The 14350-nt window shown below is 38.0% G+C and carries 10 protein-coding genes; 2 read left to right on the top strand and 8 right to left on the bottom strand.

Annotated features, from left to right (window positions below):
• Window positions 1-10: 10 nt before the first annotated feature.
• The 5 genes from J2Z81_RS08740 to J2Z81_RS08720 all read right to left on the bottom strand — a co-directional run bounded on the left by J2Z81_RS08740 (window position 11) and on the right by J2Z81_RS08720 (window position 7064).
• Entirely contained in the window at window positions 11-727 is a 717-nt protein-coding gene (locus tag J2Z81_RS08740; protein ID WP_226371169.1) for a MerR family transcriptional regulator, read from the bottom strand.
• Window positions 728-739: 12 nt separating this feature from the next.
• Window positions 740-1075, bottom strand: a complete 336-nt coding sequence (locus J2Z81_RS08735) for a DUF4870 domain-containing protein (protein ID WP_029265919.1) — start codon at window positions 1073-1075, stop codon at window positions 740-742.
• 411 nt (window positions 1076-1486) lie between these two features.
• The gene (locus J2Z81_RS08730; protein WP_226371168.1) at window positions 1487-3640 is read right to left on the bottom strand and encodes a peptidase domain-containing ABC transporter; all 2154 of its coding nucleotides are present in this window, start codon (window positions 3638-3640) and stop codon (window positions 1487-1489) included.
• A 62-nt stretch (window positions 3641-3702) separates the two neighbouring features.
• A complete protein-coding gene (locus J2Z81_RS08725; protein WP_226371167.1) occupies window positions 3703-6798 on the bottom strand; it encodes a type 2 lanthipeptide synthetase LanM family protein in 3096 nt (1031 codons plus the stop codon).
• An 86-nt stretch (window positions 6799-6884) separates the two neighbouring features.
• Window positions 6885-7064 (bottom strand): class II lanthipeptide, LchA2/BrtA2 family, encoded by a 180-nt coding sequence (locus tag J2Z81_RS08720; protein ID WP_029265914.1) that lies wholly within the window; start codon window positions 7062-7064, stop codon window positions 6885-6887.
• A 343-nt stretch (window positions 7065-7407) separates the two neighbouring features.
• On the opposite strand from J2Z81_RS08720, the gene J2Z81_RS08715 reads away from it, so the two are divergent.
• Window positions 7408-9804 carry a penicillin acylase family protein gene (locus J2Z81_RS08715; protein ID WP_226371166.1) on the top strand — a complete coding sequence of 799 codons (2397 nt, stop codon included), beginning with the start codon at window positions 7408-7410 and terminating at the stop codon, window positions 9802-9804.
• 68 nt (window positions 9805-9872) lie between these two features.
• Complete coding sequence (locus tag J2Z81_RS08710; protein ID WP_226371165.1) at window positions 9873-11042, top strand: pyridoxal-phosphate-dependent aminotransferase family protein; 1170 nt, start codon at window positions 9873-9875, stop codon at window positions 11040-11042.
• Between the two features lie 177 nt (window positions 11043-11219).
• On the opposite strand, the gene J2Z81_RS08705 is transcribed toward J2Z81_RS08710, so the two are convergent.
• The 3 genes from J2Z81_RS08705 to J2Z81_RS08695 form a co-directional block, all read right to left on the bottom strand.
• Window positions 11220-12116, bottom strand: a complete 897-nt coding sequence (locus J2Z81_RS08705) for an AEC family transporter (RefSeq protein WP_029265909.1) — start codon at window positions 12114-12116, stop codon at window positions 11220-11222.
• Window positions 12117-12310: 194 nt separating this feature from the next.
• Complete coding sequence (gene hprK / locus J2Z81_RS08700) at window positions 12311-13249, bottom strand: HPr(Ser) kinase/phosphatase (protein WP_029265907.1); 939 nt, start codon at window positions 13247-13249, stop codon at window positions 12311-12313.
• A gap of 111 nt (window positions 13250-13360) precedes the next feature.
• On the bottom strand, window positions 13361-14305 hold the full coding sequence (locus J2Z81_RS08695; protein ID WP_038220798.1) for a c-type cytochrome: 945 nt from the start codon (window positions 14303-14305) through the stop codon (window positions 13361-13363).
• Window positions 14306-14350: the final 45 nt, after the last annotated feature.

Raw genomic sequence — 14350 nt, 5'->3', positions numbered from 1 at the left:
TCACTCCTTTTTAAGAAAGCGTTTCGCGGTAATAATTATAAGCATTTTCAATAAATCTTTTTTCCTTTTCTGAAAAAGGATTATACAGGTCAATATTTAAGTTTATGTCTTTATGAACAGGATGTTTATCAATGGAGAGAGTATTTGCGACTACCTTTTCAAGCCTTCTGATTAAGTTCTGGGCTTTTTCAGAAAAGAATGGAACCTCCTTGGAAGCAAACTGCTTAAGTTCTACATAAATGTCAAAATACTCTTTATCCAATTTCACCCGCTCATCCCGTTGCAAAAAGGGTAAAGCACCATCTAATTCGGCCTTATTTTCCTCTTCCCAAATCATTGCATAAACGATAAAACAAAAAATATCTAAATAAATATAATCTCTTCCATGTATCACCTCACTCATCACGTTTAATTTTTCTACAGTTTTTTTCTTTTCATCGATCTCTTCCAAAAGTTCCTCTCTTTTATAAGAGATTATTTTTTCTATATCCGCTTGTTTCACAGTTTTATCCTTCAATAAGCCAGCAATTTCCTTTAGCGATAAACCAAGAAATTTTAAAGATTGTATTTGTCTTAATTTGTTAAGATCATTGTGTGTATAAAGACGTACTCCTCCCTCACTATGTTCACTTGATTTAAGCAAATCAATTTTGTCATAATAGTGTAACGTTCTTATAGTGACATTCGTTCGTTTCGCTACTTGGCCGATAGTGAGTAGATTCTCCATGAAGTCACTCCCCTAAATCACATTCTTTTTAATATACGTTATGGCAATTGGATAGGTATGGCTTTTTTTACGAGCAATGCGTATCATTGCATATCCAATGAAAAATAGTTCAATGACCAATACAACATAAATAAAATTTGTGTACCAGGCAGGCATGAAATAGCTGATAAAGAAAAAGGGAAAAATAGTCAAGTGAAAATTCAATGCTTTTCTACTCGCCTCCCGATAAAACATGTTGGTTTTCCTTGTTTTTAAAAACATAATGAATGGAGGCAAAAAACCAAATAGTAAAGAAATTCCAAGCATGATCTCCACCATCCAAATTTCACGTACCGAACCGTCCTTCATTATACTTCTCCTTCCATAAAGTAAAATTTACAAAGGCTCTGCTTTTCTTAGCTTACTTAAATTTTACTCTACCAACTTTAAGGAAGTATTTGTCATTAGAATAATCCTCCAACAATGGTCATTCATTTCCAGGTATTTTTGATATGGCCTATATTTCCTCCCCTCTTGCGTATCCTAAAGTTGGTGGCTGGATGCGTAACCCCAGCTCCTTCATTACCAATTATAGGGGGTAACGTGAGGTTAGGTGCAATAACAAAAATACAGAAAGTTGAATATTAAAAGCCCCAACTTCCGCATTACAGATTAGACAGGTAAACACTTCATTGGTCTGTAGCATAGATTTAATCGAGAATGCGAAAGTTGAGTTAAAAATAGCTAATACACGCAAGCCTTCCTTTCACTTCTTATAAATTATGTGGCAATCATTGATTTTTCATCATAATTAAATATTAGTTCATAGTAATATCCCTGTTTGCGTAATAAATCATTATGGGTTCCTATTTCTACAATCTTTCCGTTATCAAGGACAAAAATTTTATCCGCATTTTTAACTGTGCTCAACCTATGAGCTATTACAATTCGTGTACAATCCAAATCGGACAATATTTCATCAATCTCTTTTTCCACAATGGTATCCAACGAACTTGTAGCCTCATCTAACAATAAGATAGTGGGTTTATTGATTAATGCTCTGGCTAATGCGATTCTTTGTTTTTGCCCTCCAGAAAAATTAGTACCAAATTCGGAAATCATGGTATTATACCCCATTGGTAATGAAGAAATATCATCATGAATTTTTGCCAACTTGGCAGCTTCTTTCACATCCTCTAATTGAGCACTAGGGGAATACATTGTAATGTTTTCCATAACAGAACGATTAAAAAAATGAATATCTTGAGGAACAACTCCCACCTTCTTACGCAAAGTTGATTTATCTATTTCACTTAAAGGAATGTCGTCAAAATAAACTTCACCCTTGATTGGTTCATATAAACCAATCAATAAATTTGCAACGGTGGTTTTTCCTGAACCAGATTTACCAACTATTGCAATTTTTTCTCCTGCCTCAATATCCAACTTTATATTTTCTAGGAACAGCTCTTCCTCTGGATTTTCATTATAGCTAAAGCTTAAGTTTTCTACAGTTATATTTCCTTTTAATCTTTCTATTCTTCTCTCTCCATTTTTCTCTTCAGGCCTTTCTAAGATATCGACGACACGTTCAATATATGCTTTCATCTTTGAAAACTCGCTAAAAGAAGTAGCCAGTGATCCAAGCATTGTAAAATAAGTAACAGTAAGTGTAAAAAACGCAACCATGCTTCCTAAAGACATACTATTATTAAGAACCTGTATAGTTCCTACACCAAGAACCAGGAAAGGTGCTGTTGTTCTAATGGCAAAAATCAAAGTTTCTAAATTAGCGGCATAATAGTCTTTTTTCTTGATTGCTTCTAATTGTTCTAGGTAATATGTTTCCCAGGTTTGAAACATATTCGCTTCTAATCCGGCCATTTTTACTCCGAGAATTCCATATATCATTTCGCTTTGATGCCATTGTACTTTAGTACGCTTTGAAAGTTCTTCTTTTGTAATCTGATGCAGCCTTTTGGTTGCAACAAATATCATAAGGAAATAGAGCATTCCAATGGCAGTAATCATAATTGTTAGAAACGGTGATTGATAAAATAAGTAAAACGTAAACACTACCAATAAAGTAGAATCCAGAACACCGGCTAACGCCTGATTGGAAAGAGTTTGCCGAATCATTATATTACTATTTGCCCGAAACATTAGATCGCCAAATGATCTGCGTTGGAAAAATCCATAAGGCAAATATAGCAAATGGCTCATAAATTTTGTCATCATCTCTAAATCCAAATGATTTCTTAAAACTACGACTAAACGTGCCCGGAGAAAAGTAAATAATACTTGAAAAACAACTAAAATGGTCATAATTGCAATCAATACGTTTATCAGCTCAAAATCCCCGGGGATGATTATTGAATCAATGGTATAATTCGTCAGAATCGGAGTGGATAATAATAGTACTTGAAGCAATATTGAGAAACACAAAAGATAAAGGACCAATTTTCTTTTTGATGACAACAGTTTTAAATATGGAATCCATAAATTTTTTTCTTTTTTCTTTGAAAACAATTTGGATGGTTTCAAACACATAATTAATCCAGAAAAAAATTCTTTAAATTCCTCCGGCTCAATAGTGATTCTTCCTTGTGAGGGGTCTACTATGGTATAACCTTTTTTACTTACTTTCTCAAGTACTACGAAATGATGCCCTTTCCAATGAATAATTGCTGGTAAATGGCATTGAAATAATTTCTCACTTGGCGCGTTATACACCTTGACATCTAATCCAATATTTCCTGCAATTTCTTTCAGGGCTTGTAAGGAAATACCATTTCTTCCATTTTGATATAATTCCTGAATATCTAATAGTGTTAAATGTTTTCCATAATATCTTGAGACCATTGCTAAACAACACAAACCACAATCCGATTGTTCCTGTTGTTCAACAAAAGGCACCTTCTTATCGATAAACATAGGTTCCTCCTTCATAATCTATCTTTTTTTGAAAGGAGCCCTGTCACCATCATTTTTTAATCCTACTGTAGAACCAGAACATTAGGAATTTTATATTTCATAGACAATAGACCTAATCCGACACCTGCTGAACCTAGCATTAAGCTTGGTGTAGGGATCGCTCCAGGAAAACCACTGGTTATAGAATCATATTCAATATCATTCAAGATATCTTTTTTAAATTCACTTAAATTTTTTTCATATTTTTGGTCTATCAAAGGAGTGGCACTTAAAAGCCAGTAATTTCCTAATGCCCCATGACATAATGAATGGTTATTATACTCCATATTTGAAAAGGTTTTATTTATTGCTTTTTTAACATTGCTTTTTTGCTTTTTATCCAGTAATTCCCACATTTCAAGATAGGCAGAAATTATTCCTGATGATCCATGGCACCAACCGTAGTCTTTGTGTACTCCACCAGAGTCTGTTAGGTTCTTCCATAATGAAGTATTCGTATTAAATAGAGAATCTTGATATTTAATTGCTTGTAGACAAGTTGATAAGTATTCAGGTTTACCTGTTGCCTTGTAAAGACGATAAAGAGCCACGGCAATTCCAGCCACACCATGGGAAAATCCGCCTAATGGAATATTTAAATGTGTTGTCATCCAAGCCCTTCCTTTATTCATAGCAGTGGAATTTGTTATTAAATGATCTCCGCATTTCTTGGCTAGTTCTAGGATGTGAGGTTTTTTTGATTTCCTCCAATACTTTATTAGCACCATTAATGTCCCCGCTACCCCGCCAATCACATCATAAGATTTGTCTTTAGACACAAGTGGTGAGATCTTTTTCACTAGTGATTCAGTAATTTCCTCCATATCGGGTACGCCATGTATTTCATTTATCACAGATAACCCATATAAGATTGAAGCATACCCATGGAAACCCGATATACCTAGTTTATTTTCTGGGTAAGTTAGGTAATTAGTGATAAGCTTTATGGCTCCCTCAGACAAGTTTTTGAAATCCTTTCTTTCTGTAACCATGCTTAAATAAGCATAAAATAAAGAAATTCCGGTTAAACCATCATAAAGCCCCATAGATAAGGGAGAGAGGCTGACTTCTTCATCTTGATTCATTCCAACTCCTATCCATGTTACGTCATTTTCGGTACTTCCCCAAACCGCTTCACCAGCAACATGGTCACCTATAGCATCAGATAACTGAACAGGATTATTTATTCCTTTAATCTTCTTTAGCAGTTCTTGATCCCTATGAATAATATTTTCATCGGTTAATGTGGAAACCGAGGTTGTTATCCATTTTTTTTGCTGCATAAGGTCTAATGAATGAAGGGATTGTATTTTTTCTTTTATCAAATCCCAACCGCTGACATCCAGAAAATTGGTAATCTCCTCTCCTTTTGAGTTCCAAATACTTTTACTATTAATTTTCGTATAAAAGTATGGAACATCCCCCCTCAACAAATCTTGTACTTCAGAGTGTGTTATTAAAAAATGTTTAGAGGATAGATTACTGTAATTCCAGAATAAATCAAACAATCTCTGACGTTCTAAACCATGCTGCAAATAGTCTGTGTGTTCACTTGCTTTTAAAAATTTTGCATAGACGTGGGTGTTTTTAGCAATATACCGTATTCGGTTATTCGAAAACCTTCCTAACAAGCCGTGGTCATGTACCAAATCATCTTTATGATTTAAAAAAAGTTTATACAACTTTTCAAAACCTTCTAATATATATTTAAGATAAAACGCTGGATTGATGATTTCATTATTTATTACAGGTCGATTTTTCTTGTTCTTCATGTATGCATTTGTCTTTTCTATACTTATGTTGGGTGTTTTATTGTCTTTTATATATTCAGATTTGCCAATATACTGCCCTTTACTTCCTCCTACTCCGCTAACCTCAACATTCATACTTCCATCAGGTTTATACTGAATAGGTAGTAGTCCGGTACCTAAAGTCGACTTCATTAAAGTCTTGATAGCCTGATGTTGGGCTGTATTTTGTTCTTCCATTGGCTGCAAGGGATAACATATAGACTCTAAATCTATTAAATATGGGTGTTCTCCGTGAGCAATGATATTCTCGAAATGAAAATCCACAGCATTAAGAAGATAAAGAATGCTAAGATAACCACCTAAGCGTGTATAAAATCGCTTAACCTCCTCTTTGCTACGACATTCCTTGTATTCTATAAATTCCTGCCAACCATAGCTGCCTTTGTCTAAAATATTTAATTTAGCAAATGTAATGTCCCTTAGTTGGTCATTACACCAATTGATTAGATTTTGAAAACTCAGGTCTGTGGAAAGGGGTCTAGGTTTGTAAACTAGTTTCATTCCGTTTTCGAAAGTTAACATACTAACCATTTGCCCATTATTATGAGTATCTCCAGCTCCTGTTTCAATATTTATGAGAGGTGACGTGAAGGGGGTTACTATTTTATGTATTTCATCAAAATCATTATTAAATCGATTAACTAATTTCAGTTGGTGATTCAAACTTGATTGGGTAGTTTCTGTCAGTAGTCTGGCCAATACAGGGTATTCGCTAAGAAATTTCAGCACCCCTTCATAAGTGCTTAATTTACTTTGGATAAAATAGGCGAACTGATCTTCGTCGTTTTCTCCCGTAAGCTCTCCTTTCAGCCTGGAAATATTAATTTCTAAAATTAACGGTTTTACAGTTTTTGGGCTCAATTGATTCTTGATGTTAGAAATAATTGATTGCTTGACCGCATCTATACATACTCTACTACTAGATATAGTATTGTTTTGAAAATAGATATCAATTTGCTTTGAACTAAAATGAATAAAAGGTTCAACTAGACATTCGAAGATAGTTTTGCCTGAAGTGGAAATATTTACATCATTTGAGAAAATCTTTTCAAACAACTTTATCCATTCCAAATCTGCCGTTGGAATGTCATTTCTTTCTTTTGCATTTAAGATATTGATAAATTCTTCTATAGTCATATTTGCTTGTTTTAGTCTATCTTTTAAGGTTAACTTACTAAAACCAGTTTTCTTCATCCATTTCTGTAATGCTTCGTCCTTATCTCTTCCTTCAACATGGCTTATTGTTATCTCTTCTAGATATGCTGCAAGATTAAATTTATCCCATGGATTTTTTTTAATAGTTTCCATCTTCCAACTCCTCTATCTCTTGATATAAAGAATGTGATATAAAGAATGGATGAGAAGCACTCATCCATTCTCTAATGATGTGTTTATTAATCACAAATTGTTGTCGTTAATATGATTACACATGGCCAAGTTGTCTGTGGATTAACATCTGAACCACCTACTGCTGCTGCCAGCTCTTCCTCTGATACTTCTCCTACTGGACTTTCAAGAACACCTTCCATTCTCATCTCAGGATTTTTCCATGCAGTTTCAATTTTTTCGAACATTTTTAGTTTCCTCCATTTCAATAGAAATTGTATTATCTCTCCCGGGATATTTATATTATATGTTAAGTAAACATAACATTTCAAGTCTTTTTCAGATTTTTCATAGAAATAAAAATTATATTACTGTTTATTTACATCTAGTAAGTAAACTCCCTAGCTATAAAATGACACATTCTTTTTAGATGATTTAAGTTATAATTAGGTTGTTAAAAATATAAGTGACTACATAAGTGCCAAATAAAATAATAAATGTAAGCAACCAATGTCTCCTCTTTTATATTTCAGATAATTTGGTATTTTCCATAAAATAAGGTAATATATGGTTAGAAAGGGGGGGAAATAGATGGAAAAGCCATCAAAACAGACGCTACTTGAGCCAAGGAAAAAGAAGAGTGCCCTTAAGATTAGTCTCATTACGCTTGGTGTGCTGGTTGCGCTTGGTCTGATTGCATTTTTTGTGATTAATGCGTACATAAATAAATCGATGGCGCAATTAGAAGGAACGCTTGAAGTGCCAGGCCTGAAAGAAGAGGTTGTTGTTCTGATAGATGAAAATGGTGTGCCGCATATTCAGGCGGAGAATGAACATGATTTGTATATGGCGCAGGGATATATTCAGGCGCAAGAACGGATGGTTCAAATGGAGCTCTCAAGGAGACAGGCATCTGGTACGCTGAGTGAGGTTGTCGGTGAGAAGGCAGTCGACACAGACAAGTATTTTCGGACGCTAGGACTAAGACGGGCTGCTGAAGAATCGTATGATTTATATTCGGATGAAGCAAAACAGGTGCTCACGTGGTTTGCGGACGGGGTCAATGCTTACATGGATGACGCCAAAGAAAAGAATCGTCTCCCTGTGGAATTCACATTAATGGGAATGGAGCCAGAGACGTGGACACCACTGGATTCGCTGACCATTGGAAAGTATATGGCGTTTGACCTTGGGGGGCACTGGGAAAGACAGGCGTTCAATTACTATGCGCTCAACCAATTGGGTAAAGAAAAGGCATATGAACTATTTCCAAGTTATCCGGAACATAAGCCCGCTATTATCGATGAAGGAGAGCTGGAGGCAGCTAGCGATAGGGTTGATGTGGAGAAAAGTTTTGCAACGGCGATTATTCCACATGCTTTTAACGGAAGCAATAACTGGGTGGTAGCAGGAGACAAAACAAAAAGCGGGAAGCCTTTGCTTGCAGACGATCCCCACTTAGGACTAGCCACACCTTCCGTCTGGTATCAAATGCACCTAGAGGCAGATAATGTCAATGTGGAAGGCGTGATTTTTGCCGGCGTCCCCGGAATTATTTTGGGCCATAACGAGCAGATTGCATGGGGCGTGACAAATACAGGGCCTGATGTACAGCAATTATATATAGAAAAAAGAAATGAAGCGAATCCGAATGAATTTTTATTTGAAGATGAATGGGAAAAAGCAGATGTCATCGATGAACCGATTCAAGTAAAAGACGGGGAAACAATCGATTACCAAGTTACCGAAACGCGCCATGGACCGGTGATCTCTGAATTCGCTGAGGAGAGCGGAAAAGATATTGTCATGTCTTTAAGGTGGACTGCACTGGATCCGACAACGGAACTTCAAGCGATTTTAGAAATAAATAAAGCGAAAAACTGGGATGAATTTGAAAAAGGTTTAGAACATTTTCTGGCACCGGCGCAAAATTTTGTTTTTGCTTCCAAGGATGGAACGATTGCATATAAAGCAAATGGAAATATTCCAATCTATGAAAACGGAGATGATGCATTGCTTCCACTGCCTGGATGGGAAAAAGAACAGGAGTGGGACGGATACATTCCTTTTGATGCATTACCGCTTGTAAAAAATCCGGAAAAAGGTTTTATTGCGACAGCGAATAATAAAGTAGTCGGAGATGAATATCCTTATCACATCAGCAATGTCTGGGCGCAGCCATATCGATATGAGCGCATTGCCGAAGTGCTGGATGATGGGGACAATTTTACCTCCGAAGATATGATGCATTTACAAATGGATCAAATGAATTTGCAGGCAAGAGAATTCGTGCCATTGTTTGAAAAAACGCTGAAAGATGCTGATTTAACGGATAACGAGAAAAAAGCAATGGATGCACTCAAACAATGGGATTTCAAAGACGATGCAACAGAGGAAGCACCGCTTATTTTTCACACATGGATGAATGAAATTGAAACCGTTTTATATGACGAGGAAATTCCTGACGGGATGATGGAATTATTTACTGGAAGTGGACAGACGACAGACCAGTTATTGAGAAAAGGGGATGATGCGGTTTGGATAAGGGAAAATGGCGGTCTTGAAAAAGTATTGCATACCGCATTAGAAAACAGCCTAAAGCAATTAATCGAAGAACACGGGGATACACTTGCCAAGTGGGAATGGGGAGATTATCACCAAGTGACGTTTTCTCATCCTTTATCAGAAGCCAGTTCGATTTTAGCCTTCTTCTTTAATCCTGAAGACCCAATTCCTGTTGGAGGAAGCAGTGTCACTCCAATGGCGGCAAGTTATGACACCGAAACAGGAATTGTTGATCATGGTGCATCCTGGCGATTTGTCATTGACGTTAAAGACATGGCAAAAGGATATCACATCGTTGGACCAGGCCAGTCCGGTCATTTCAAAAGCAAGTGGTATCACGACCAAACAGAAGACTGGGTCGAAGGAAATTACCATGTAACCGACCTAAAGGAGAAAAAAGGAAAAGAACTTATCTTATATTGAAGGTGCCTGTCACTTCCCGAATAATGTCGTTTTTTGTCGAAATATAAAATTAACGGAGGGGTATTGTCATGAGAAATAAGGAAATGTTGTTGATTCCTGGACCAACGCCCGTCATTGATTCGATCTATGATGCGCTTGGTCAGGAAACATGGAGCCACACGGATCCACGGTTTGCGGAGATTTATAAAAATGCAATTGAGCAAACCAAACAATTGCTTCAGACGGATGGAGAGGTTTTTGTGATCGGAGGATCCGGTACATTAGCAATGGAAATGGCGATTCTGAATACAGTATCCGCGGGGGAAAAGCTTCTAGTCGTCAGCAATGGCTATTTCGGGGATCGCTTTATGAAGTTAGGTGAGGCATTTGGTATTGATATTGACGTGGTACAGGCTGCGTGGGGCGAGTCCGTTACCGCAGCAGAAGTAGAAGCGAAATTAAAAGAAGATACGTATAAAGCAGTGACAATCACGCACGCAGATACATCAACAGGTGTTGCTGCCGATTTAGATGAGCTCGTTCCGGTTATTAAAAAGCACGAAGCACTGGTGATTTTGGATGGTGTTTGTGCTACCGCTGCGATGGAAGAGGATATGAGCAAAGGACATGGCCTAAACAATGAAAAGATTGACGTTATTTTAACAGGGTCACAAAAAGCAATTGGCGTACCACCAGGCATTGCAGTAGTCGCCTTTAATCAGAGTGCACTGGACGTCCGCAGGCAAATGAAGCATGTTCCGGCTTATTATACAGATATTTATAATTGGCTGCCGATTATGCATCAACCGCAAAATTACTTTGCTACACCACCTGTCAATTTAGTGTACGCCTATAACGAAGGGATGAAATTGGTGCTGGAAGAAGGCATGGAAAAAAGGCATGAGCGCCATTTAAGGTTTTCAAAAGGTGTAAAAGCGGGATTAGCGGAATACGGAATGAAAGCATTAGCGGATGAAAACGTAGCTGCAACTACATTAACCTGTATCCTATATCCAAAGGGAGTGGAAGACACTCAGTTCCGAGCTAAACTAGCAGAAAAAGGAGTTGTCGTCGCAGGCGCTCTTGCACATTTATCAGGAAAAGCCTTCCGGATTGGACACATGGGCAACACGACAAAAGAAATGCTCAAAGAGGCAGTGCGTCTCATTGGAGTCACACTGCAAGAAATGGGACATGATGTAAACATCGAAAAAGCACAAGAACAATTTGAACAAGCATTCAGCAAACAAACTGTTTAGGTGCCTGTCACTTCCCGATTTTTGTCATATATTGTCGAATGATAGATGTAAAAATACTCCTCATCCAAATGTTCGATGAGGAGTATTTTTTGCCTCAGCATAGTTCCCTCCGCCCTCCTTACATGACGGGGAGGATACATGCGTTAGCAAAATTTCTAATCCAAGCAATTCGAATTCCTACACAACGATATTTAATAAAATACTTAGTGTAACAATACTCACTAGTGTCGAGATCAAGGTAATACTCGATACAAGTTCTGGCTCGGTATCGAATTCGATCGCATACATCGTTGTTGTCGCAGCAGTCGGCATCGCGGAAATAATAATGAGAACGGAAGCAATAATCGGATCCATATCCACCATGAATACAAATAGCGCAGCCACGATAGGTGCGACAATCATTTTTAACGTTACCGCTGATGAAACAACTTGCCAGTTAAGCTTCAGTCCAGTTATCGAACCAAGTTGCATGCCAAGTACGATCATCATGACCGGGATTGCCGCGTCCCCAACCATAGACATCGTGGAGTGGACGGCTTCAGGGATTTCCACGGAAAAATAATGAAAAATAAATGCGATCATTGCAGCGTAAGTTGTTGGCATTTTCATTACGTTTTCAAGTGCCCGCCTCATTCCGCTGGTGCTTCTGGATGCATAATAAATGCCGAAAAAATTATTTTGCAAAGCCTGAACGACAATGATAAAAACGGAATATGGGACTGCTGCTTCCCCTACACTAAACAGCACAACAGGCAATCCGTAATTTCCCGAATTCATGAATCCAGTTGCAAGAATCGACGCGCTTTCGATCTGGGGTTCCCACTTGAAAATTTTTGCGAGTATTTTATTTAGGAAAACCATGATATAAAATAAAACAAACATATAAACGAGGATAACGATAAATCCACGATCAAACGTAGATTCATATAGAGTTGTAAATACTAGCGCAGGTGATAGAATGTACAGAGATACAGCAGAAACCGACTTTACATCCAGCACCCGGATCCGCTGCAGGATAAATCCCGATGCAAAAACAGCCATGATTGGTAAGATAACACTTAAAAACAAACCCATTTTTTAACATCTCCATGAATAGAACTAAAGAATAGTTTAGCATATTTAGAGAATAATGTGTTTTTATGTCCGTTGAATCATGGATGGCAATCGTTGATAGCATACATTTTTGTAAGAAAAAACTCCGTACATAACATAAAAATGATCACGGGCGCGCACATTGCCCCTGATCATTTTTCTTACCAAAGATATTTCTAATGAAAATCCTCACCCGCATTCTCACTTGCTTCCGCTTCAACCCGTTCCATAAACTCTCCCATCGCACTATAACCCTGCTGCTGGAGATACCAGTTGTTCGCAGCGGCTTCAATGAGTCCAGCTACATCTCTTCCCGGTTGCAGCTGAATTTCAATAAATGGAATAGGTACCCCCATATATTCTGAATACTTTTGCTCGAGTTCCAGTTCGTTATTTAAATCATCCGCTTTCCATTTCGTGAGTTTGATATCTAATGTAATTCTTGTCTCATCCTGGAAAGCTTTGCGTCCGTAAATACGCACTACATTTAAAAGCCCGATACTGCGCAGAGCAAGAAATTCCCTATTTGTTTCGTTATGTGTGCCAAGTAGGGTCTGTGGACTGAGTTTTTTTAGCACAATCATATCATCTGCTACCAGTCGGTGCCCACGGCGGATCAGTGTATGCGCGGTTTCACTTTTGCCAACGCCCGAATCCCCGCGCAAAAGGATGCCGATCCCTGAAACATTGATACAAACACCGTGCACCGCTGTCTCTTCTGAAAGGGTTTTAATCATATGCGCATCTACCTTTGGAATAAATTCGGCAGTTGATTCCTTAGTCCATAATAATGGGATGCCTTCCTCGGTGCAAAACTTTGTCAAATACTCTAATCCCCCTTGTCCATGAGTAACAATAAAACATGGAGGGCGATACTTTACAATGTTTCCAATCCGGTGTTTTCGTTCTGCTTTCGTTAATTTATGTAAGTAGGTGATTTCTTTTCTGCCCAGCACTTGTACACGGTCCATCGGGAAAAAATCAAAATATCCAACAAACTCCAATCCCGGCCGATGTGCCTTTGGCTGGGTAATGTTTCGGTCCAATTGCTCCTTACCAGCAAGAACCTTCAAAGAAAACCTTTTCACCAAATTCCTTATTGTAATCCTCTTCATATCCGTAAACACTCCCAAAATAACTATATCACGGATAGGGGTCCTTGTCTAAAGAGGTCAGATCCCGCCTGAATTTGTCGAATCATCAAGAGGGATCTGTCTTTCTAAAAACTACTCTTCTGAAGGTACAATCGCTTCAATTTCGGTCCAATCGAATGTGCCTTCTTTGATTTTATCTTTGCGTTCTTTTGTAATGATATCCGTTGGTTTATCCCCTTTCGGCCAATCATCATCATGTCCTTCCCATTCGGGTCTTTCCTTCGATAAAATAAATGCAGCAAGGTCAGCAGCTTCTTGATCTGTTAAAGGATCTTCACCGCCAGGAGGCATATTATTTTGGATAAATCCTGCCATTTTTGACATACGCCCCATGCCAGCACCATCATTGAAAGAATTTTCTCCCCAAAGGGCAGGACCAGTATTTGGATCTATCCCTGAACCATCTGTAGCATGGCATGTCATACAGTTCTTTTCTTCATATAATGCTTCTCCATTTGCTACATTTGGCTCCGGAATTTCTTCCATTGTATTTTGCATGCGCCAAGGAATATCTTCTCCAGTCTCTATTCCCTCAGAGATGTAACTCAAATAAGCAACAATAGCACGCATTTCTTTACTTTCATGGTCTATTTTTTCCCCGTTCATACTGCGAAGCATACATCCATTAATCCTGTCCTGAATGGTAAAGACAGCATCTTCCCGCGGACGGTACTGCGGGAATTGTGTCGTAACCCCTACCATCGAGGATACTTTGTCCTTCCCGCCATCAGCATGACAGCTTTGACAGGACAGCTCATTTCCAACCTCCTCTGCCAGCACGGTGTTTGTTTCATTAAAAACTTTTTCGCCGTACTGGATCATCTCGGTCATTGGATCATCTTCATCCAAATCCTCAAGTGATGGTGGATCATAGGCGAGTTCCTCCTTTCCTGTTTCTTGTTGGTTGCCCTGGGTTTCAGTTTGGGCGTTTTCATTTTTGTCTTTAGAACATGCAACAAATATAAGTGTAAGTACAACGAATAGTAGGGAAATTTTCAACATGTTCGATCTTTTCATTTCTTTTTCCTCCCTAAATTGAATTTTCCTTACACCAATATTTTA

The sequence above is a fragment of the Virgibacillus alimentarius genome, from assembly GCF_017874635.1.
In the GTDB taxonomy this organism is placed as follows: domain Bacteria; phylum Bacillota; class Bacilli; order Bacillales; family Amphibacillaceae; genus Virgibacillus_B; species Virgibacillus_B alimentarius.
This window is presented reverse-complemented; position numbering and strand designations above follow the sequence as displayed.